General features: G+C 53.1%; 17 protein-coding genes and 1 pseudogene. 2 read left to right on the plus strand and 16 right to left on the minus strand.

Translation table 11 applies throughout. The features are described from left to right. Window positions 1-88 precede the first annotated feature (88 nt). A complete protein-coding gene (locus AC6I8L_RS24185) occupies window positions 89-1,012 on the plus strand; it encodes an extracellular solute-binding protein (RefSeq protein WP_045834317.1) in 924 nt (307 codons plus the stop codon). Further along, window positions 1,012-1,794, plus strand: a complete 783-nt coding sequence (locus tag AC6I8L_RS24190; RefSeq protein ID WP_058961988.1) for a molybdate ABC transporter permease subunit — start codon at window positions 1,012-1,014, stop codon at window positions 1,792-1,794. The genes AC6I8L_RS24185 and AC6I8L_RS24190 overlap by 1 nt, the downstream gene beginning before the upstream one ends. A 130-nt stretch (window positions 1,795-1,924) precedes the next feature. Here AC6I8L_RS24190 and AC6I8L_RS24195 read toward each other — a convergent pair whose 3' ends face one another. The 16 genes and pseudogenes from AC6I8L_RS24195 to AC6I8L_RS24270 all read right to left on the minus strand — a co-directional run bounded on the left by AC6I8L_RS24195 (window position 1,925) and on the right by AC6I8L_RS24270 (window position 20,995). Beyond that, window positions 1,925-2,398, minus strand: coding sequence for a GlcG/HbpS family heme-binding protein (locus AC6I8L_RS24195; RefSeq protein ID WP_058961987.1), 474 nt, complete (start codon window positions 2,396-2,398; stop codon window positions 1,925-1,927). Window positions 2,399-2,484: 86 nt separating this feature from the next. Further along, window positions 2,485-3,096 (minus strand): response regulator transcription factor, encoded by a 612-nt coding sequence (locus AC6I8L_RS24200; protein WP_058961986.1) that lies wholly within the window; start codon window positions 3,094-3,096, stop codon window positions 2,485-2,487. Window positions 3,097-3,100: 4 nt separating this feature from the next. Further along, window positions 3,101-4,432 (minus strand): sensor histidine kinase, encoded by a 1,332-nt coding sequence (locus AC6I8L_RS24205; RefSeq protein WP_058961985.1) that lies wholly within the window; start codon window positions 4,430-4,432, stop codon window positions 3,101-3,103. A gap of 150 nt (window positions 4,433-4,582) precedes the next feature. Continuing rightward, window positions 4,583-5,710: a VasL domain-containing protein gene (locus AC6I8L_RS24210; RefSeq protein WP_058961984.1), complete on the minus strand. Its 1,128-nt coding sequence runs from the start codon at window positions 5,708-5,710 to the stop codon at window positions 4,583-4,585. A gap of 19 nt (window positions 5,711-5,729) precedes the next feature. Then, the gene (gene tssE / locus AC6I8L_RS24215) at window positions 5,730-6,170 is read right to left on the minus strand and encodes a type VI secretion system baseplate subunit TssE (RefSeq protein WP_058961983.1); all 441 of its coding nucleotides are present in this window, start codon (window positions 6,168-6,170) and stop codon (window positions 5,730-5,732) included. Next, complete coding sequence (gene tssJ / locus AC6I8L_RS24220; protein ID WP_058961982.1) at window positions 6,170-6,709, minus strand: type VI secretion system lipoprotein TssJ; 540 nt, start codon at window positions 6,707-6,709, stop codon at window positions 6,170-6,172. The genes tssE and tssJ overlap by 1 nt, the downstream gene beginning before the upstream one ends. Beyond that, window positions 6,684-7,781 carry a type VI secretion system baseplate subunit TssG gene (gene tssG, locus AC6I8L_RS24225; protein WP_058961981.1) on the minus strand — a complete coding sequence of 366 codons (1,098 nt, stop codon included), beginning with the start codon at window positions 7,779-7,781 and terminating at the stop codon, window positions 6,684-6,686. Before tssG ends, tssJ begins: the two co-directional genes overlap by 26 nt. After that, the gene (gene tssF / locus AC6I8L_RS24230; RefSeq protein ID WP_058961980.1) at window positions 7,736-9,499 is read right to left on the minus strand and encodes a type VI secretion system baseplate subunit TssF; all 1,764 of its coding nucleotides are present in this window, start codon (window positions 9,497-9,499) and stop codon (window positions 7,736-7,738) included. The genes tssG and tssF overlap by 46 nt, the downstream gene beginning before the upstream one ends. Before the next feature lie 192 nt (window positions 9,500-9,691). Then, complete coding sequence (locus AC6I8L_RS24235) at window positions 9,692-10,039, minus strand: hypothetical protein (protein ID WP_058961979.1); 348 nt, start codon at window positions 10,037-10,039, stop codon at window positions 9,692-9,694. An 80-nt stretch (window positions 10,040-10,119) separates the two neighbouring features. Continuing rightward, window positions 10,120-11,700: a type VI secretion system protein TssA gene (tssA, locus tag AC6I8L_RS24240; RefSeq protein WP_058961978.1), complete on the minus strand. Its 1,581-nt coding sequence runs from the start codon at window positions 11,698-11,700 to the stop codon at window positions 10,120-10,122. Further along, window positions 11,697-15,081: pseudogene (locus tag AC6I8L_RS24245) on the minus strand (ImcF-related family protein). The gene tssA and the pseudogene AC6I8L_RS24245 overlap by 4 nt, the downstream one beginning before the upstream one ends. Window positions 15,082-15,144: 63 nt before the next feature. Then, complete coding sequence (locus AC6I8L_RS24250) at window positions 15,145-16,428, minus strand: KPHS_23130 family T6SS system protein (RefSeq protein ID WP_236699789.1); 1,284 nt, start codon at window positions 16,426-16,428, stop codon at window positions 15,145-15,147. Further along, the gene (locus AC6I8L_RS24255) at window positions 16,380-16,637 is read right to left on the minus strand and encodes a PAAR domain-containing protein (protein WP_072017065.1); all 258 of its coding nucleotides are present in this window, start codon (window positions 16,635-16,637) and stop codon (window positions 16,380-16,382) included. The genes AC6I8L_RS24250 and AC6I8L_RS24255 overlap by 49 nt, the downstream gene beginning before the upstream one ends. Before the next feature lie 154 nt (window positions 16,638-16,791). After that, window positions 16,792-17,796 (minus strand): DUF6396 domain-containing protein, encoded by a 1,005-nt coding sequence (locus AC6I8L_RS24260; RefSeq protein ID WP_236699791.1) that lies wholly within the window; start codon window positions 17,794-17,796, stop codon window positions 16,792-16,794. Window positions 17,797-17,876: 80 nt separating this feature from the next. Then, on the minus strand, window positions 17,877-19,154 hold the full coding sequence (locus AC6I8L_RS24265; RefSeq protein ID WP_058961977.1) for an SEL1-like repeat protein: 1,278 nt from the start codon (window positions 19,152-19,154) through the stop codon (window positions 17,877-17,879). Next, complete coding sequence (locus AC6I8L_RS24270; RefSeq protein WP_498014612.1) at window positions 19,154-20,995, minus strand: phospholipase D-like domain-containing protein; 1,842 nt, start codon at window positions 20,993-20,995, stop codon at window positions 19,154-19,156. The genes AC6I8L_RS24265 and AC6I8L_RS24270 overlap by 1 nt, the downstream gene beginning before the upstream one ends. Window positions 20,996-21,024 lie beyond the last annotated feature (29 nt).

Here is a 21,024-nt window from a genome sequence, read left to right on the forward strand (position 1 = left end):
TCCCCATATTTCGCAACAGATTTCAGCTTGCACTGATTGCACAATTTCCGATAATCGTTATCTACCTAATTATATAGCGAGAAAGGGAATGCAAGTCAGATACCTCACAGCATTGATGTTAACCGCCGCCGCTGGCCTCAGCCTGCAAGCACAAGCCAGTACCGATATTCGCGTAACTTATGCTGGTTCGATGGGAAAAGTGATGGACCAGTCTTTAGGTCCAGCCTTTGCCAAACAGAACGACGGAAAATATGAAGGGCAAGGCCAGGGCGCATACGGCATGGCTCGACTGCTCGCGAGTAAGAAAATCACCGCTGACGTGTTCGTTTCCATCACGCCGGGCCCGATGCAGATTTTGAAAGATGCAGGATTGATTGATGATGCCGTACCGGTTGCCAGCACCAGCATGGTGGTGGCGTACAGCCCGAAAGGCAAATTTGCCCAGCAGTTCGCACAGGCCAAAGGCGCAGATGCCAGTTGGCTGAAAGTGCTGGCCACGCCGGGCATTAAGTTCGGGCGCACCGATCCGATTAACGATCCAAAAGGCCAGAACATTATCTTTACCCTGCTGCTGGCTGAGAAGTATTACAAGCAGCCGGGCATCGCCGATAAAATTCTTGGTGGCTACCAAAACCCTGCTCAGACCCATCTTGAAGGTGGCCTGCTGGCTCGTCTGGAGAGTGGTCAGGTCGATGCCGCGGCAGGTTATGAGAGTGAAGTGATATCCGCGCATCTGCCTTATGTGGCGCTGCCGGATGAGATCAACCTGAGCAACCCAGACATGGCAAAACAGTGGTATGACACTGTCAGCTTCAGCGTCAAAGACAGCGCTGGCAAAGATAAAGTGCTGCACACTCAACCGCTGGTTTACTACGCAGCCGTGCTGAAAAACGCTCCGCACGGTGCGGCGGCGGGTAAAGCCTTTGTCGATTTCATGCTGAGTAAGCCAGGTCAGGCGCTGTTTAAACAGAATGGCTACGCCGCGCCGAAAGGCGGAGCTGTTTATCAGTGATGAAGACCGGTCACGCCACCGCGCTTTGGTTGTCACTGCCAGCACTGATGTTGCTGGCCGTGCCATTCGTCACCCTGATTGGTGTCACTCAATGGCAGCACATGCACCTTGCCTGGGGCGATGGGAGTGCCATCTCCACCTCTTTGGGATTGGGCGCGATTGCGCTGCTGTTGATCTTTATCAGCGGATTGCCGGTGGCGTGGTGGTTGTCGCAGGCAAAGGGTCGCGCACGCGCCATTGTGGAACTGTTGGTGATGATTCCATTACTGACGCCTCCGCTGGCAATGGGGATTTTACTGGTGAGCGCTTACGGACCTTATAGTGTTCCGGGGGAATTACTGGGGAAATTTGGCTGGACGCTGGTTAACAATCCTGCCGCGTTTATTCTGGCGCAATGGTACGGCGCACTGCCCTACTTCATTACCACTGCGCGTTCCGCTTTTGCGGGCGTTCCGCAGGATATTCTGGATGCCGGTCGTACCTTAGGTGCCTCACCGTGGCAAGGATTTTGGCGTTTGTCGGTTCCGCTGGCCGCGCCGGGTTTGGCCTCTGCAACGGCTCTGGCGTGGGTGCGCGCAATGGGTGAGTTCGGCATTGTTATGATTTTCGCCTATTTCCCTCAGGGCATGCCGGTTCAGCTTTATAACAATCTGCAAAATGACGGCGTCGATGCGGTGTACGTATTGCTGTGGTTGCTGCTGTTGTTCACCTTACCGGTGCCGCTGCTGTGTTTTGTGGCGTCAAGACGCGTACGTTATGGCAGTTCATCAGTGGAGTCATAGCGCGGCAGGGAAACCGATATTCCGTAGCGGGTGGCCTGCAGGACGTGCCCTGGCTATGTTAAACAGGCTAATTGAAGTGACACGACAGACAATGTGCTTGATGGGCGCAATATATTGCGCCCATCATGACTTAATCAATCGCTTTCAATGCATCCAGCGCGCAAGCCTCATCAAGATTACCGCCCGGCGCACCACCGACACCAATCGCACCAATCACCTGATTACCACTTTTTACCGGCACGCCACCGGCTAACAGCAGAAAGCCTGGTACGTCACGCATATTCTGCGCGCCTGGATTGTTCTGTGCCGTTTCCATCACTTTGCCACTCAGATTCCTGGTACTCAACGCGGTATAGGCCTTCATACGGCTTGCTTCTACGGTGTGCGGACCGGCATTGTCCATACGCTGTACCGCAGTCACTAAACCTGCGCGATCCACCACTGTCACGGTGACATTGTAATTTTTTGTTGCGCAGGACTGAATAGCTGCGCTGGCCAGTTTTTGCGCCTCAGCCAATGACAGATTGGATTCAGTCACGGCGGCCTGGCTGCCAAAAGAAACAAATGCCGCCGCAGCAGCAATCAAAGAAAGGCGAATAGTCATGTGTCACTCCTGAGTTATGTTAGGTGACACTGTAAAATGAGAGCAGGTTAATAAATATTCGGGTGATCACGCGTTCTGCCAGGTAGTTATACCTGGTTAAGTTGCTGCCAGGCGTGAATCAGTTGCGCAAGATTGTCCATTTCCAGTTTAGTCAGAACTGCGGCGCGATGGGCTTCAACCGTTCGTGGTGACAGCGATAAAACACGCGCTATCTCTTTGCTGGTCTGCCCGGCAATCATCAGTTGCATCACTTCGTTTTCACGCACCGACAACAATGCAAAACGCGACTGCAAAATCTGTTGCGCCTGCCAGCGCTGCGCGCGCTGTTCACTTTCATGCATTGCCTGGTGCACGCTTTCCAGCAACGGTTCAATCTCTAACGGTTTGGTGTAAAACTCGAAAGCCCCCTGACGGAACGCACGGCGACAGGCTTCAATCGTGCCATGACCGGTCATGATGATCACCGGCAGCAGCGGATGCCTTTCGCCCTTCTCTGTCAACCAGCTAAGGCCACTGATGCCCGGCATGCGGACGTCCAGCAGCAAACAGCCGCGCAGCGGTGCCTGCGCTGACGTAGCCGCCTCAAATGAGGCCAAATCAGCAAAGTCGGCAACGTCATATTCCAGCGTTCTCAAGAGAAAACCCAATGATTCACGCACCGACAAATCATCATCCACTAACCAAACTTTTGCGCTCATTCCGTTACTCCGCCAGTGGGAAAATTAGGGTGATTTCCGCGCCGCCTTCGGCGCGGTTTGCCAGCCGCAGCTGGCCATTCATGCGTAACATCAAGCTCTCAACCAGCGTCATGCCAAGCCCCATGCTTTCTGGTCGCGAGCTGTAAAACGGCATACAGGCCTGCGCTAATCCTTCGACAGAAAAGCCTGGTCCGTTATCACTGATGATGATTTTAATCTCGTGCGCCAGGCGTTCTGAATTGATAGCCACCCACGCATCCGCCTGCCCTTGCTGCATGTGGATCGCATTTTGTAGCAGATTGTGAAAGACCTGTTCGAGCCATTGTTCGTCGCCGATAACACGCGAGTGGTCATGCTGAAACTGCTGATGAAGCACCACAGCGCCCGCATCCAGTTCTTGTTGTAATAGCACCGTGACTCGCCGCCATGTTGATTCAACACCGATCGCAGTCATCGCCACCGGGCGTTCGCTGACAATGTCGCGAAAACGTTGCAGCAATCCGGCCAATCGTTCAGTTTGTAAACTGACGGCACCGAGTGTCTGCGGCAGGCTATCGTGTTTGCCTTGCTTAAGCAGCAGCTGGCTGGTGTGTAACCACGTGTTAATCGCGGTGAGCGGCTGGTTAATTTCATGGATGATACCCGCCGTGAATTCACCCAAAGATTCACGCCGCGTGCGCTGGAAATAGTCAGCCCGCAGACGCATTTCGACGTTTTGTCGCCAGTGACGCAATAATTCCCAACCGAGAAAACCGATGATGAGCCACAACATCAACGCCAGCAGGGGCGGAGCGACATGCAGCGCACGCCAATCAGGATTCGCGCTGCCTTTAATCAGAAAAGGTTGGTAGAGGTTGATAAACGGACGCTGCCATTGCCAACGCGCCGTTTCAGAATAGGCCGAAGTTGATATTGCGGGCTGAGCATGAATATGAAATGCAAGTGCCAACCCGACCTCTGGGGCTTGCACGGCAAAATGCAAATCCACCAGCATGCGGAATTGTCGATAGGGGTTATACAGCCAGTACCGTCCTTCGCTGGCATCTTCAAACCGCGGGCCGGTTAGCGGCCTGTTCTGTGTGTGCTCAAGCTGCACGATTTGCGGAAATTTCTTCTGCAATTCAGTAAGGTTTTCATCACCCGTCAATAATGGCAACAGAGTTTCATTCTGCGTTAAATAGGCCGCAATACGACTGAACTGCTGATGGAATTCCGCTTCACGCGTGCGCCGTTGATCCAGGATTTGTTCGGCAAGTAATGCGAACAAAGTCAGCAGCGTGAGAAGTAGCCAGACCAGCCAATACCTTTTCATCCATGGGCGGTAAGTGTGAGGCATAGTTTTCCGTTGTTAAAGCGATAAAAAAGCCCTCCGGGTCAGGAGGGTTGTCGATACTGTACCAGCATCCATTCATGGTTTTGCAACGTTGTAACCTGCCCACCTATTGGATTCAATCTGTTTTACTGGTTTAGCGCTGATTTCAGAAGTTTACCTGGTACGACTTTGATTTAGATTGGCTTTTTCCCGATCGGTGAGCGACTCTGCGTTATCCTGTTGTATGAGTTGATAACGAAACATCAGCTGTTTTAACAGTAATCCCGTCTGCGTTTGTTCACTCAGCTGATCACCATTACCCTCGGCATAACGTCGAAGTTGCTCTTCAACCGGAATCTGCTGGTTAAAGGCCTGCATCGCGGAAAAAATCCCCGTTTTAAGCTCACTCACCGTAAGATATTTTCCTTTAGTTTTATCTAGTCCATTGAGTTGTTCAGCCATATTTTCCAACTGCGCCATACCACGATGCCAGCTCTGTAATTTTTCCAACGATATCGCTTGTTTCTCTCTGCGCTGTTGTTCGTGCAGGGCTTGAGAGGCCATCAAGTGCTGATGCTGTTCGTATCGATACCAACTGCCACAGACAAAGACTAAAACGCCAGCCAGTAAGGCACAGCAGGCCCCACTCACAAATGATTTTAATGATGATGCCGTTGTGGGCGCGTCTTGCTGCTCATCCGCATCAGAATAGACCACATAAACGCGAGCCGGATCGCTGTGGTATTCACTGTTGAGTGCTGCCGGAATAAGCTGCACCGGAGAGGGCAGTCTTTCTTGAAGCTGCGTTATGGAGTGTTTGACCTGATGCAATAACGTATTAGCCTGCGCGAATTCCCTGATACCAAAACGTAACAACGCTTCACGCAGGGATATCAGCAACCGCTCCGTTTCTAATAGCTGCGCCGCCATCTCGCTGCCCACCACCTGCCAGCCACGGTAGAGACTTTGCAGACGTCGAAACATCACGCTGAGGATATCGGCGCGCGCATCAATCGCCAGCGGCCAGAAAATCGACCACTGATGTACCACCAGCGCGTCAATCAGATTCAAGCCTTCATTGAGCCCCCTCAAACCCGCATTGTTGGCACGCGCCAAAGTGAACCAGGCCGCACTCTGCAACTCCAGTCCATTTTGTTCAAACAACCCCAGCGTGAGTCTCTCCACTTTGCCCCAATCAACATCGGGCCGGGCGGGATGCGTCAGCTTACTCATCTCTTCCCGCAACTGGGAATAGCCTGGTAAGGTGCGCGGATCTGCACCGGTTTTAATCACCTGATTCATATTCAACAACCTTCCTTGTTTATCCCGTCAAACCACTGCCCATTAACTGCTGTTGCTTTAAGTGACGCAGCAACACTCTGCCCTCTGGTTTGAATTCCGTGCCGTAGCGCACCAGGCCAATACCGGTGAGTTCGGCTTCAATGGCGTAGCGCAATTCGCCTGGCACCGTTTGTTCCAGCAATGCCACCTCAATACGCTTAAGGCGCGGTTCGTACTTCAGCAACACGCTTGAAAAGGTGTGAAGCAGCTGGTGCGCAGTGCCCGGCATCCCTTGCAGGATGCTCGTCATATCCGGCAGTCCATAATCGGGGATGTGTGCAATTGAGCCTGCACGGGTGTTGAGGATGCGCTGCAGGTTATCCAGCACCGAAAGAATGACCTGGTCCCGTTCGCTCACGGCATCGAGCGCCAGCCCGCCACTAAAATTGCCGTAAAGGATCTCATAAAGTGAAGGCATCATCAGGGTCTTTTAGCCTTTTCCGCGACCAAAGTCAGTGTACCGTCACCCAGTTCAATCACGCGCGCCTTATCCGGGTCGAGATCATCGCGGGTCAGCAGCAGTCGCCACTGATCATCCTGAGTGTCCGGCGAGAGGAAGAGGCCGGCCACCGCCACGACCTCCGCTTTATCGTCCATCGGCATATCAATACTGACTGACTCACCCGGGCGGATGCGTATGTCCATTTGTGCCAGCAGGTCCGCCTTCAGAACCTGACTGTCAGCAGTGAATAGCGAGGGGTAGTCTGAGGCGTCAAAAGCGCTACTGTCCTTCAGTTGCCAGATGCGCACCACGGTTGAGAGCGCAGCACCCTGTGCGTTGCGGTTTGCCCCTTCACGAGCGCGAAAATCGAGATGCAGTGTGCGTATTTGTTTGTAAAAAATGGATTTTGTTACGGAGACGGTGCCCTCTGATACTTTCTGCGTCAGACCGCAGCTGCTGACGCTCAGTGCCAGCATAAGAGGGATAAGCGTTTTACCAGCGATAGTCGCCCTGTTCATCGGTTTCGATCCTTGAAGGTTGCACCCGGACGCGCTGATAGCGACCGAGCTGTATGGATATCTGGTTAGACTCGCGGGAGCCCGAGGGTTGTGTCAGAGGAAGCACCGCCGTGCGTCCCAGTTGTTGCGCCCCCTCCTTCCGGCAGCTTAGCTGTGCATCAGGCATCATTGCGCGGTCAACGCACAGCTCCAGTCGTGCATCCAGCTTTGCCCCCAGATAAACATGCAACAGCGCCATCAAGTCGCCGTGCAGTTGCCCGCCAGGGAGCCAGCCCCGGACTTCCGCAGGGTTTTCGGTGATCAGCCTCAGCAATACCTGACCGTTGACGTCTGTGGCATGCGTCCCCACCACCGGTCGATGCGTCAGACTGACAGGGTGGCGCGTGCTCATATTCAGTATTGAGGATTGGGGAATACGACGTGAATCCCAGGGCACGACCTGCGCGCGCGTGTCCGGTGCCAGCAGCTTCACTAGCGAGGAGACCCCTTCGGCGGTTCGACCGGGCAGCAGCATCACCGGCAGCAACGCCAGGAATCGCGAGACCGGCGTCGCGATATTCTGCGCACAGCCGCTTATCCCCAGACCCGCCAGCCCCAGCAGATACTGAGAGGTGTCATCGGTGCCGCCTGGTGCGAAAGTCGCCGGGTAGGTGTATTTGCGCCAGATGCGGTAAAACTGGGTGGTCAGGCGGTGGCTGAAGATATCCAGAAAATCCTGGGTGGCCTCGTGCCCTTCGCGTTGCCGCGTCACGTCATCAATGTAGTGCGTCGGCAGCGGAGACGCCGTGCCATAGAGCCCCATGAAATTAATGCGTACCGTGGGCGGCAGATGCGGATAAGCGGGTTCCTCCGCGCCACGCATTTCCCCTGCCGGAAAGCCCATGCCGGGATGAGGCCGGAAGCGCACCGGCTCGTGCCGCACCTGCCAGCTGCTGCCCGGCACGGGTGCATCGGGATCGCTCCTTTCCAGTAGCTGACAGAAGCGGTAAAAATTCATGTAAGGCAGCCGGTCACCCAGCCGCGCGATTAGCCGGGCAGGCGCTGACTGTGATTCTCTTTCCACCGGATACATTTTCCTTCAGGCCGGATAATCAGGGAGAGCTGAATGAACTGGTTCATATCTGCATAAAGCGACAGGAAGCGGTTGAGCATCTCGCCGAACAGGTGTATATCGCCGTCACCGGTAAAACCGCTGCTGTCGAGCGTCACCTCAATGTCGAGACCGCGCAGCAGGTAACCAGACTCAAACCGCTGCAGACGGTGATGCTGTACGTCAAGGATCGCATCCAGTTTGCGGTTGCAGAGTTCGTCATCCTGCCAGTTGTACAGCGACAGCGTGCCGCGCAGCACCTCTGCGCTAGTCATCATATTGATGAAGCCGGAACCGAGGTGGCTCAGCACCCGCCAGTGAAAGCGGTCCTCAGCGGGTGGATAAGCAGGAAGTGTCGGACGAGTCAGATTACGCACCGTGACAGGGGTCTGCAGCACCTGTTCGCAGCGGTCCAACAGGGTGCTCTGCAGCGCACGACGCGGAAGCTGCCCGTTGGTGCCGGTGATACGCAGCGAGAGCGTATCGCGGGAAAGCTCTTCCCCCTCCTCCCACTGCTGACCGCCGAGTATCAGCCAGGTGTCGTGCATCCCGGTCACGCCTTTTCGAACGCGCGTATGAAAATAGCGCTCAGGTGCGAGGCGTCGCATCATGCCGCCCCGGTGCCGGAAACTGGTGAACGGAACGTATTCAGCTGCACCGGTCAGCCCTGAACCGCTGACCGCATCCACCGAGTAAATTTCGGTATGTCCGTCCTGCAGGCGCTTCGCGCGCAGCAGGTACTCGCTCTCCAGTCCGTTAACCGTCAGCGGGTCTGCTTCCAGCGTGAACAGGTTAATCACCGGTACGCAGTGCAGTTTCAGCGAAGCATCGGTCACCGGCAAATCACTCTGCCACGCCTCACTGAATACCACCTCAATATCAAACCCCGTGAGCCCGGGTGGAAGAGGGATAGCTTCCAGTCCGTTCAGGGTCACAAAGCGAAACTTCTCCGGGAAGGTGAAGTACTCCAGCAGCAACTGATAGCCGCTGAAGGCGCTGTCACCTTTTGGCCATAGTCTGTCGTCCTCACCAAATCCACCCGGGCTGAACCAGGCGTTGAGGGCGATCCGCTCCTGCTGCCCGGCCAGGCGGACGTATATCGCGGCCTGACGGCGGGTCAGCCTCTGATGCAGCGCGGTCGCCACGGGCACGTCTTCTCCCAGCCACAAGCTAAGATGGCGCAGGTCACACTGGCTCCAGTCCGCCTGCCCGCTGCTGGCTATGCGCAGACGCAACACGGAACGTCCGTCCGGCTCGGTGCCCATGACCACGCCTGAGATTGACAGCGGATTAAGCGTAACCGGCTTTGTGGTGCGGTAGTGGCAGACAGTATTTTTGGGGCCTACCGGGCGGGAATACACCTCCAGCCCGGCGGGAGCAGTCCCCGCCATTTTCATTTTTGGCAGGTCAGGCGAGAGCGACACTATGCTCAGTGACGGGATAGTGCGCAGGTAATGCGGCCAGAGCATGCTGACCAGACCTTCGGTCAGCTCCGGCAGGTCATCATCAATCTTCTGACGCAGTCGACCGACGGAAAAAGCAAATCCTTCAAGCAGGCGCTCCACAAAAGGATCTGGCGTGCCTGCGCGGTCCAGGTTGAGCATGGCGGCGCGGTCAGGATGAGTTTCGGCAAATTCTCTGGCGGCGTCGCGCAGATAGCGCATTTCGTTATCGTAATAGCGTAGAGTTAAGTCTTTCATAATAAAATTATTTCTGTAAATAGACTGTATCAACTGGAAGTTATTGTGGGGCAATTAAAATCAATGTAGCTGAATGTTTTATGCGATATAAAACCGACCCTTTTTTTCAAATGAATTTAACTTTCACTCACTACAGTTCGCTAAATGATTTGTTCGAGCGATCTTAATCAAAATTAAAAACTAAAGAAAACACTATGGCTTGTCAGATGCGTCGGAGCTAATCGATTTGCCAGTGACTTTATATCGCTCGACTAAGAATAAGATTAAACAAACAGCACCTACCACAGTTCCGACGTTCCAGAATGGAAGCAATAAAATATCAAAAGCCATCTGTACTTTGATGTTATTATTTAGCACGCCATATAAGCCCAGAATTGAAAGGAAGATTAAAACTATTGGAAGGATTGCAAAGAGCATTGAAAAAGCAGCAAACTCTGGGAATATACCTATCAACATCCCACCAAGGAAAAAACTCAACACACCTCCAATAAGGAATAGGATTGAAACCATAAAATTGACAACACGAATCAATGAAAGCATAAATCCACCTTGGTTATTAAAAACATATTAGATATGAGTAAATATGGCTTAATTACCACACTTAGTCGTTAGCGAAATACTCATCCACAAATTGCAACAGACTTTGCGGGATCAAGTCTAATAAGACCTGAAATCAATAGCTCAATTTCCTTATTTGTTTGTAGCTTATCTGCACCCCCTCTAACTGCTCGTGCACGCAGCATTTTGAGTCTGCGAGACTTCACTTCAAACAGCAGAGACGGCTCCCATTCGCTTAGTACCATGTTCTCCGCTTGCGTATCGAGCGCACATAGCAGATGAAGCGCCATTTCCTGACGGCCAAAATGCTCGGCAAGTCTGGCCATCAGCAAACGTAATAACCACTGCTGGCGAGGTGACGTTATGCCGGGCCGTTGCTGCAGCCAGGCCAGCGCAGCTTCAATGCCCTCCCTGTCTGCCAGGTCAGTGGCCTCGCTCTCCAGCTGCAACACATCATCCTCTGCGCCAGCAGTCACAGAGACAGCCTCCGATCCAAACACTCCCGCAGACATCAGCACATGCTGCTGGATCCAGCCCATGGTGACCTCATCCGCAAACGGCATTCCGTCACTGAAGGCCAGCGTCTCCAGCCCGTTGAGGCGCGACAGCAGGCCCTTAAGGTCGTCCTGAACAATCGCCGCCAGCGTCGCATTGCCCGAGCGCAGCTGCGCCTGGTGCTGGTACCACTGCAGGTCAAGCCAGAAGTGATTGCCGCCCCGGCTGAACAGGCTGTCGGCCTGCTCGGCCAGTTCGGCCCAGCTCTGCTGCAGCCACAGGCGTTTAAGCTGTGCGCGCTGGTCCGGCTTGGGTGGCTCGATACGGCTTTTGCCGTCGCCGGACAACGGTGGCAGTTGGCTGAGCGTGTCATGACGGATGGTTTTCATCAGCCTATGCGCGGCCAGCCATCCGCCTGGCTGATCGCGAAGATAAGCGGCCAGCGTTCGTGCCTGGTCCAGCAGATCACGCCCGGAACTGACAGCCGCCAGAGCGGGGGCGGCGGAAGCTGAAGACGACTGGGATGCGGGACCGTCTGCCGCCGTCTGGGGCACAACCGCATCCGGGCCGCCTGCCCTCAGCAACCTTGCCTCCAGCGCGCCGTAAAGGCTACCAAGGCCGGCCCCGCCCTGCGCTCTGCATACGTCATCAATCACCAGCAACGCCGCCACGGTACGCTGCGCCGAAGATGTCGTCACTTCGGGATAGAGCGTCAGCGTATCCAGCACGCGCGCGCTGGCGGGAAAGCCCAGCGCCGCCTCACGACTGCGCGCCCGCTGTGGATGCAGAGCATCACCAAAGTGTTGCAGCAGGCCGGCTAGCAGGGCCAGACCGTCGGCGAACCCTTCTTCACCGTCCTGTTGCAGTCGCGCCCAGCAGTACCAGACTGCCACGCGGATGTCTTTGGCTTCCGTCGTCAGTACCTGCTCCGCCAGCGCACAGATAAGCGCCGTATCCGCGCCAGACAAACGGTTCATCTCTTCCTGCATCTGCTGGAACGCATCGTTGTAGGTCGGGTCTTCGCCTGCTACGTGGGTGCCCGCCAGGGGTTTCAGCCACGGCTCCCACAGCGAAACAGACTCAGTGGCCAGCACGCGAAGATGGTCCGCATTCGCACCGCAGGCATTAATCAGGGATTGCAGGGTCATGAGTCTTCCTCGCTGACAAAAGTTTCATCCGGCACGTCCGGGGCGTTACTGATAATGAATATGTCCGCCGGGAGCGTGAAGTTGCGCAGCTTCAGCAGCGCCAGCGGCCCCTCACCCGCTTCTGTTCGCAGAATGTAGTTCAGCGGGCGGCCCGTCGGGAGCCTGCCAGGTGAGCCGCCAGCTGCTGCTGATGCCCGGATTGGCGCTGACCTGAGCCTTATCCAGCAGGCGAATCAGACCCCAGCTGCCCGGCATGTCGCCGTACTGGCGGGTGCCGGCCTTCGTGCTTATCCAGCTCAGTGATGCACCCGGCGCTTCTGTGTCGGCAGGCCAGGTGAAGCGCTTCCACACCGGTTGCTGATTCATGTAGGTGAGCTTCTGACTGTCGATAATCAGGTCAGTCTGCATCACGTCTGCAGCCGTACCAGGACGCAGCTCAAAGTGCAACCCGGCCTCGCCGCGGGTAAACACCACGTCAGAAATCCGGCTAAGCTGATTAAGCGCCTGCAGAAAAGCCGGGTTAAAAGTCAGCCCCTGAGCATTGATGCTGTCCGGTATCCAGCGCGTGCCTTCGCGGTGCAGCACACCGCTCAGACGCGACTGCAGGAAGCGGGTGATGCGACCGTTGTCCGCATTCAGATATTTCGCCAGCAGCGGCAGTGACACTTCACTGCTGACATTTTTAAACGGATAGCGGCCGCCAAACGCGCTGTTCCACTCATTCACCACCGCCTGCTGCCACTGGGCGTTCAGGCTGCCCGCAGCCGGCATCAGCACCTGCTGCCAGGCCTGCTCCATCGGGCGCACAAACACCGCCTGCCCAAAACCGCTCCATTCCTGCCCCAGCCCGGCGGCGACCAGGCTGCCATAATCACGCGTGTCAGTGAGGTCCACGGTTTTCCCCTGAAACACCGTCTGCGCCAGCGTCTGCGTCATGGCCTGCGGGTCTGCCGCGTTGGTGACCTGCTGCAGGCGCAGACGCACCTGAGTCACGCGCGTCAGGAAGGTACGCAGGCTCATACTGCTGCTGCCCTGACTGTCAGTCAGCGCCAGCAGCGGGCCGAAAGTCGCATCGAGTGGGCCGATCGGTCCGCTGTTCTGGTCAATGGCAGGGCGCTTTTCCCGACTGAGCAGGTTCTGCGCAGACTTCACCAGCGAGTCAGCAATAGCATCCCCACTCTGCCCGGTCCGTCCCTGCACGTTGAGCGTATTCATCAGCGCCACCAGCGGTGACTGGCGCACATCTGCCATCAGTGTGAGCTGGTCAATAGCGTCTGACAATGTCGGAGTAGGTTGCAGGCGCAGGCTGTTGAGGAAATTCAGCCAGGCGGCGCTGTAGTCAGAGAAGTAACGGCTGGTCAGCCTGGCTTGCAGTGCGTCCGGTGATGCTGCCTGGTCGGCCTGCGAATTGTCACCCAGCACCCAGTCCATCTCTTCCTTGCGCTCGCGAGCCACTTTTTCAATGGCAGGTTTCACGCCGTCTTCCCAGGCCTGCCGGGTAAACATCCCCGGGACTACTTCATCGGTCGTGAACAAACGCGCCGTATCGGTATCGCCGGTCATGTCTGACAGGCGCATGTCAGCATACTGTCGGGCTACCTGTGAGAGCATCCGCTGGTACTGGCGGGTTTCGCTGTTGGTTACCCCCATCTGCCGCACCAGCAGGGCGCGTACCTGACTGACAAGTTCATCATCGATCTTTAGCGCCCACTGCGGATGTGTACGCAAACTCTCGCTGTAGAAGGCCAGCAGCGGTGCACCTTCTCCCTGCCAATAACTGTCAGTCACGCCTTCACGCTGCGCCCAATCCCGTATCAGTGCATGACTAAACCACTCCTCATTCATTCGTTCCGGTCGCGCCAGCATCAGTAATAGTTTGAGCTGGGTGTAAGCGGGTCTTGCAAGCTGCTCGCGAAGTGGACTATCTGGCGGCAATGCGGCTATGGTTTTCAGCTTGGCCTTAAGGTGAATTGCCGCCGCATCACGCAGCAACGGCAGTGCGACATTACTGTATCGCTCCCAAAGTGCGTGGAGTAGCGCATCATTTTGATTTAGCCCGGTGAAGTCATACCACGGCACACCGTGAGCAGACCGATTTTGCAGGCGTTCGATTCCCGCTTGCAATTCAGCGAGTGCACTCAGCCGCTGCTCAATCCCAACACTTTGAGACGCGCGAGTAATCTGATCCTGTGTCGTAGCAATAATATTACGGTTGTAAATAAACGAGATAATTATCCCAGCAGCCCAGAGCACCATAAATGCTGAACTAATAATGCATAATACCTGAGCCCATCCCAGACGATGTTTTACCGGGCGTAATCCCACAGGTAATGTTGAAAGTGAAGCAAGTAACGAATCCCAACACGTGTCTTTTCCCCAATGATGTTTAACCTCTCGGGCAGACTCCATTGCTGAAGGGCTAAACATAATCCCTGCAACGGGTAACGGACGATGCGGATTCAGCAACTCAGTCAGAGACTGGCTAATACGCCTCGCTGACAGGGAGAGCTCAGATTTCAAAGCAAGCAAGAATGTGTACTGAGGATCAATACAGATTTGCTGAATTCCTTGCTCTGTCAATTTATAGGCCAATGTAAGTAGTTGCGCTTCAATAGCCTTCGATGTTGCTCGGAATGGCAATAAGCAACCGACAGACTGTGTAATTCTTCCTGAGCAGTCACCAGCCGGATGTAACGACCACACAATAAACGGCAGTCTCCATCCTAATAATTCATAACGAGAGGTAATTCTTCGGGAGAGTGTATCTATTTCCTGTGGTGATAACATGTCGTCGGATGACGCGTAATCCAAAGCAGGAGATCGACTCAGAGATGATGTGACCCAAATCAAAGCATCAATCGGTTGAAGGCATAATGCCTTAATCTTGCTGAACCACTCATTATCCAAAGGCTGATCTGTATCTCCCCCCCACAACAGCACCGTACCTTGATGCTCTAGCCAGAACTGACTGCTAATGCCAGGGGCGAGTTGCTCCACATCCAGCTTACGCCCGGTGAGCATAATAATGGTCACTTTCTTTCGCCAGAAACGACCGAACTGATGGCCTAGTGCCAACTTGAGTTCAGATATGGCGACACTAGAGGCGGAGTTTCTATTCACTTGCTGGATTTTATTATTTTTAACAGAGGCATGATTATCATTACGCTCTTGCAAGATACTTCTAATTAAAATCACTCCGTAACTCATGCATAAAAAAATAAAACATAATCCAATGAAGGCGTAAAACTTGCTTTGAAACGTTAACAGGCCAATTCTTTCACCAAAACGATAAATACCCCAGGCAATCGCAGTGAGCACAAGAAAAATAACGCTATAACGACCTATCCAGTGCCTATCACTTCCTTTATTCGATGTGTTCATCATTTATTCCCTGTTGCACAATCATTAGTTTTCATCATTCCATTTTCTTTACTAATTCGTGTATCACGACTGAGTTGATAGCCCCTCAGGCGAAACTATTGTGGCCCACAACGGTGCGCTGGTACGATTACCACTCAAGATCAATTGCGCTTTTCCATTTCTGCAGAATTGTGCGGCGCAGGCGATGGCAACCCATGGAGCAGAACAACCAGGATATCCCAATATTGCATCAAGATTATTTAAGTCCTGCCCGATATTGATTGGACTTTTTACAGATTTTAATGCCGTGGCAACAGCAATATTATGTTCCGAATGGATACCAACCAGCCAGCCAGACTCTATACTTTCACCCGTTATGGGAACCCATTTCAGGGAGTGCGCAATAGCATATTCCAAATCTTTAACGTCTGTATAATATGACTGTTCCGGACGATGCAACCGCGCAAGAATCGGTAGATTCGGGACAGGTAGTGAATGACCGAGCAGTAAGCCGACAATTGCTTCTGAAGTTCCCTCAGGATGTTCGGGTTCAATCTGTGCGGCTAAGACTAAGAGCATTGTTTTTTCATTACTGCTTTGATCTAACCATTGGTCAATGACGGCAAGCCCGGCACCTGAAGTGCGCGTAACGGGTTGAGCTATGCTACTGTCACCCCAGCACTGCTTAAAAGTACTCTCTATCTGATGACTATTTAAGTGACTCTCGCACTCAAGTAATACCGCAATAGATGTTTCTTCTGACATCATGGCAAGGATTGGGCTGAGTTCTTCCAGCACTTTAGCGTACCCCCGCTTCAATAATTGCTCTACGGCTTCTTTATTATTTCTGATTAAACGACTGTGTCGGACACCCCGGTATCCCAACCATGATGGCTGTGTTTTCAATGCCGCTTTTTTTTGGCTCAAAGCTTCCCACTGTAAGTTACCTTGAGTATCAGCGTCAGTGCGGAACGCAGTATGAAGACTTAATCCATAGACATTTAAATAACGCTGCCCGCGCTTTAGTTCTCGATTGAGTTGTTTTTCACGTAACCGATCACTGTTTATAGCTGCATTGAATTGTCCTTTAAACCAGGCCAGACGGAAAAACAATAGGAAAGCCCAACCTAAAAAAGGCAATTCAAGCGCGTTCTCCCAAAATATTATGTTGCTCATGTCCGGTTTAGAGATCTTCATCATTATGGCGTAATTTATGCCAACGATTATCATGATGAGCAATATTAAAAGCCACACCCACCATTTTGGCGCCACCGGCTTAATTGCAGGTGATGGTATTAATTTGAGATTGACTGGCATATTTACATCGCCGTTGCTGATGGTAGGCTTGATATCAAGCTGCACCCACATGCACAACGATGCCCATGAAATGCCACCGGTCGCCCGTAGTCTTTATAGGTTGCATGGCCCTCTGCGATAACATTTTTACCGTGCTTAGGGCAGTCAACAGGATCTCCCACTCGCGCAGCACCTACACCGTGAAACATCATCTTCATTGAAGCACTTAATACAGAGCCGCCGCCGGTATGTTTATCACCCAGCCGAATAATATTTTTCATTATTAAATATACCCTTGATAAATTAGTTAAATAAGAAACTTGTCACTAAATAAAACGATTATGAGGATTGTCTGATATAAAAATTACCGACTGAATGACGTTGTATTACCGCCATAGCACAACATGAATGACATATTCTTTCTGATGAAATCATTTAATACGTCAGCGGTCTGCCCGTCACCTGATCCAGGTGCTTCTTCTTCGCCAGCAGGGCAATCAACGCCTCACTTGGTTTTTCCGGCGGAATATTGGCTTCGCGGGCCTCCACCCACTTCAGCTTCCCGTCCCATTCAGGCAAAGGTGCGGGCGGTAGCGGAACGATGTCGTTGATTTCAGGTACGGTGGGATGGGCGTAAGAGTAACCTGACAGTATCTTCCAGATAGCCTTATAGCGCCGTGCGCGTTCGGGGTCTTTTTGCTGGCCTAGATAATAGAGCCTGTCTGTAGGCTCGGGACCGTAAAATCCTTCTTCTAAAAAGCTTGCTGAGCTTGAATTACCTGCCGCCACCCCGAGCTGGAATGCATGCAAAGCCTCTGAATACTTTTTATCAATTGTAAGGCTAGCCCCCAGCTTTACTGCTGCTTCGCCATTACCTTGCTCAGCTGCGCATAGCAACATCTGTTTTGCAACGTCGGGGGCAATGTCAACCGATGCAAGTTTATCGCCCACATAGGCTTGTGCCAGAGCACTCCCTTCATCAGCCGCCTTACGATAGTAACGCAGCGCCATTTCCTCATCCTGCTTCAGCCCCGCAGCTCCATGCTGCAGATAGATGGCGATAAAGTAGTAGCCGCTGGCGACTCCGGCATCGATAAGCTGCTGGCTGAAACGGCGTCTTTCCGATGCAGTCAGCCCAAAACGCCCGCGCAGCGATCCGTTCTGCAGATTGATGGTGGCTTTGGCATGTCCGTTCTCCGCTGCAATGCGATAGAGACGGGCAATTTCCAGGTCTATGACTTTGTCCTGCCTGAGCTGATTGTTCACCTGCAACCAGCGGGCGTATCTGAACAGCACATCAGTATCAGCTTCCAACCCCGGAATAATCTCGTGTCTGCAGGTGAAGGCCTGCCCGGTGCTGGCCCCGCCGGGCGGCGGGATGTCACTCATGTTTGTCTGAAACGGGGAAGCGCTGTTATCGCACCCTGCAGCAGCAGGCAGAGCATCCCGATAGCAGCGTGTCGCTGGCTGTACCTTTTTTTCATGATTGCTCTCCCTGCTATTAAACGACTTACTCTGTCCTAGGCCTCGCCCAGATAACGCCACGTCACGGACTGTTCTTCTTCCGTGTGCCTGTCACGCAATGGCCAGGGGCGGGACTGAATGCGCGTTATGCGGTCAGCCGGCATCGTATCCCCCTCCCTGAAGTAACGCACTTCTTCCGGGCCTGTTCCGCTGTCCGGTATCCAGGCCGTCTGCCAGTAGCCGCTTCTCGGGCAGGCTTCCCAGCTGTTGCACAGCAGCAGCGACGTGCTCTGTTTATCAAAGTCCGGTGACTCAGGCAGCGGCCTGCCGGTCGCCGGGTTCAGGTGCTTCTTCTTCGCCAGTCGGGCAATCAGCGCCTCATCCGGTTTTTCCGGCGGGATGTTGGCTTCGCGGGCCTCCAGCCACTTCAGTTTGCCGTCCCATTCCGGCAAAGGCGCGGGCGGTAACGGCACGATGTCATTGATTTCGGGTACGGTGGGATGGGCGTAGGAATAATCCGCCAGTATATTCCAGATAGCCTCGTAACGCCGGGAACGCTCGGAGTCTTTTTGCTGGCCAAGATAGGAGAGCCTGTTAGTCGGCTCTGGGCCGTTAAATCCGTCCTTTAAATAACTTGCCGAAGAAGAGTCCCCCGCGGCTACCCCTAACTGATATAAACGCACCGCTTCCTGGTAATTTTTACGATGCTTGTAAATAATACCCATTATCATCGCGGCCTCTCCCTCTCCCTGCTCAGCAGCACAGAGATACATCTGTCTGGCAACCTCCGGGGCGATATCAATCGGCTCAAGTTTTTTGCCCAGATACACCTGTGCAAGAGCACTCCCTTCATCAGCCGCCTTACGATAGTAACGCAGCGCCATTTCCTCATCCTGCTTTAGCCCTGCAGCCCCGTGCTGCAGATAGATGGCGATAAAGTAGTAGCCGCTGGCAACTCCGGCATCAATAAGCTGCTGGCTGAAGCGGCGTCTTTCCGAGGCTGTCAGCCCGAAGTGCCCGCGCAGCGACCCGTTCTGCAGATTGATGGTGGCTTTAGCATGTCCGTTCTCGGCTGCAATCCGGTAGAGACGGCCGACCTCAGTATCGACCTCTTTGTCCTGCTTCAGCTGGTTGTTCACCTGCAGCCAGCGGGCGTATCTGAACAGCACATCAGCCTCAGCTTGCGGCCCCGGAATGAACTCTTTTTTACAGGTAAAGTCCAGTTGCTTATTAATATTGGCATCCATAGAAATGTCCTTATTACCGACAATTGCGGTATTCCTTTGGTCACAGGATGTGATTAAGAAGCAGAAAATAAGAAACAATGCGCGCATTAATCCATATCCTTGAGCTTTGACTTGCTGTATAAGAAACCAATTAATGGCGCGACAGGTTTATTTTTTTCACTCATCATCCGATCATTATCTGAAATGATACGTTTCCAAATATCAAATGCACTTTTTGAGTCGTCCACGGAGCCCATTCCATTTGTGTGCAAATTCCAAAGCCTTCGCCGCAAACTCTGAGTCACACTGGCCCATTCGTGAGCAATATTCATTTCACTGTCCACCTGCATGCTGCGGGTATTAATATTGGCGGACCCATGCGTAGTAAATACGTCATTCACAATCATTAACTTGGAGTGAATATAAACTGGCATCCAGTTGTCAGGAGGTGAGTCCAGTGCCACAAGAGAGCAGACATGGATGTTTAAACCAGGCCGGGGCTCGGGGACAATCGTACTTTTTTCAATTTCAAGTATCTTTGCGTCCAGCTCTTGCTGCTTCTTTACAAATTCTTCAACATCTTTAGGTGTATACATCTCTGAAACAGGTGTTGTTCCTGCTTCTCTCCGGAGTTTATCAATCTGCATTTGTTTTGTGATACCCGGAATTGTGTCCGCCCGTCCCAGCACCTTAAGCATGCGCTGGGTATTGACGGTACCCGACCCGATACCCTCATCTGTGGCGTTGGTCACTACAAACAAATACAAAGCACCATGCTTATTCTGGTCTCGCCCTTTGCTTGTCTGTTCTTCTGCAATTTTATTGATCAACTCAGCCAGCGGCGGCCAGCGGAAATACTGGTTCTCTATATAGATAAACTGAGTGGCATTGTTGACTGCCTGCAAATAAAGCGTCTCGATATCCCGTTTTTGTTCCTGTGCCTGAGTACGAAGCAGTTGAGCCATAATCGGCGTGCCGTATTCAGGGCGGGGCTTCAGTTCTTTTGCCACTCTCTTAGCATTACGCAAAGCCAGCAGATCCTGATGCGTTTCCTTACACCACGCCTTAGCAAAATTCTCGTGCAGGTGTTCCAGTATCGGGCCCGTTACCTGACTTGAAATATCCTGACGCGGGAGAAACCCGCTGGCTCCCATATTGGGTGCACAGGCATTCACGCTGCCTGCCCGACCCCTGGATGAATGGTCATCTGTATCCCAGTACTCATCCAGCATGTTGTGGCCCATCACAAAACCCACTGCATGCTCCGGTAATTCGTAATCCACCAGGACTGTTTTCTGGTGATGAGTGGCTGTCGCCGCCAGAAGTGCCACGGTCATTTTACTGATGTCTTTATCAAGTGCATGCAGTGCTGCCTGATATCGTATCTCCGCTCGTTCATCAACATTGAAGCCCCTGCTTACAAACTGCGGGAATTGCTTTAATCTTTTTGGCGTTGTTCCGATACCGATTGAAATCTCTTTAACCGTATTAAACAGTGCATACTCTGCAAACCATTTCCTGTCTTTTGCATATTGCTCATCCGTCGCGCTTTGTCCTGCCCGATCTTTTATACGAACAATACCTTTGCCGGGCAGATTGGCTTCACCTGCTCCCCCTGCTGAATTGAGTGGCATTTCCCAACCCAGCACTCTCACTTCCACGTTATTTTTTCTCGCAACGTCAACGAGTAACTCTCCAATCGAGGGGGCCTGCCCATCGCGGATAAAATACATTGAAGGCTGGAAACCCCAGCAGATGATATCCACTGATTTCTTCGCATTCGCAATGGCGTGATGAACCGCAGCAAAAGCCTCTTCACCATTGACCAGCGGCTTATAGGTCGCCAGGGTTGGCGGGTATTCCGTATTCTGAACAAACCAGGGAGAGGTAATCACCCCGTGATCCGCTTCCTGAGGGGCAATAGGGACAACAAAAGGGTCCTTTTTCATTAAACTTCATCCTTGTCGTTTACATTACC

This window comes from Type-E symbiont of Plautia stali (genome assembly GCF_059731115.1).

What these genes read in the sequence shown, in the direction of transcription:
- tssE (WP_058961983.1), bottom strand. Translation starts at nt 6,170, where the DNA reads ATGATGCCTTCACTTTATGAGATCCTTTACGGCAATTTTAGTGGCGGG.
- AC6I8L_RS24235 (WP_058961979.1), bottom strand. Translation starts at nt 10,039, where the DNA reads ATGCTTTCATTGATTCGTGTTGTCAATTTTATGGTTTCAATCCTATTC.
- tssA (WP_058961978.1), bottom strand. Translation starts at nt 11,700, where the DNA reads ATGACCCTGCAATCCCTGATTAATGCCTGCGGTGCGAATGCGGACCAT.
- AC6I8L_RS24270 (WP_498014612.1), bottom strand. Translation starts at nt 20,995, where the DNA reads ATGAAAAAGGACCCTTTTGTTGTCCCTATTGCCCCTCAGGAAGCGGAT.
- AC6I8L_RS24200 (WP_058961986.1), bottom strand. Translation starts at nt 3,096, where the DNA reads ATGAGCGCAAAAGTTTGGTTAGTGGATGATGATTTGTCGGTGCGTGAA.
- tssG (WP_058961981.1), bottom strand. Translation starts at nt 7,781, where the DNA reads ATGTATCCGGTGGAAAGAGAATCACAGTCAGCGCCTGCCCGGCTAATC.
- AC6I8L_RS24195 (WP_058961987.1), bottom strand. Translation starts at nt 2,398, where the DNA reads ATGACTATTCGCCTTTCTTTGATTGCTGCTGCGGCGGCATTTGTTTCT.
- AC6I8L_RS24185 (WP_045834317.1), top strand. Translation starts at nt 89, where the DNA reads ATGCAAGTCAGATACCTCACAGCATTGATGTTAACCGCCGCCGCTGGC.
- AC6I8L_RS24205 (WP_058961985.1), bottom strand. Translation starts at nt 4,432, where the DNA reads ATGCCTCACACTTACCGCCCATGGATGAAAAGGTATTGGCTGGTCTGG.
- AC6I8L_RS24190 (WP_058961988.1), top strand. Translation starts at nt 1,012, where the DNA reads ATGAAGACCGGTCACGCCACCGCGCTTTGGTTGTCACTGCCAGCACTG.
- AC6I8L_RS24265 (WP_058961977.1), bottom strand. Translation starts at nt 19,154, where the DNA reads ATGCGCGCATTGTTTCTTATTTTCTGCTTCTTAATCACATCCTGTGAC.
- tssJ (WP_058961982.1), bottom strand. Translation starts at nt 6,709, where the DNA reads ATGAACAGGGCGACTATCGCTGGTAAAACGCTTATCCCTCTTATGCTG.
- AC6I8L_RS24255 (WP_072017065.1), bottom strand. Translation starts at nt 16,637, where the DNA reads ATGAAAAATATTATTCGGCTGGGTGATAAACATACCGGCGGCGGCTCT.
- AC6I8L_RS24250 (WP_236699789.1), bottom strand. Translation starts at nt 16,428, where the DNA reads ATGTGGGTGCAGCTTGATATCAAGCCTACCATCAGCAACGGCGATGTA.
- AC6I8L_RS24210 (WP_058961984.1), bottom strand. Translation starts at nt 5,710, where the DNA reads ATGAATCAGGTGATTAAAACCGGTGCAGATCCGCGCACCTTACCAGGC.
- tssF (WP_058961980.1), bottom strand. Translation starts at nt 9,499, where the DNA reads ATGAAAGACTTAACTCTACGCTATTACGATAACGAAATGCGCTATCTG.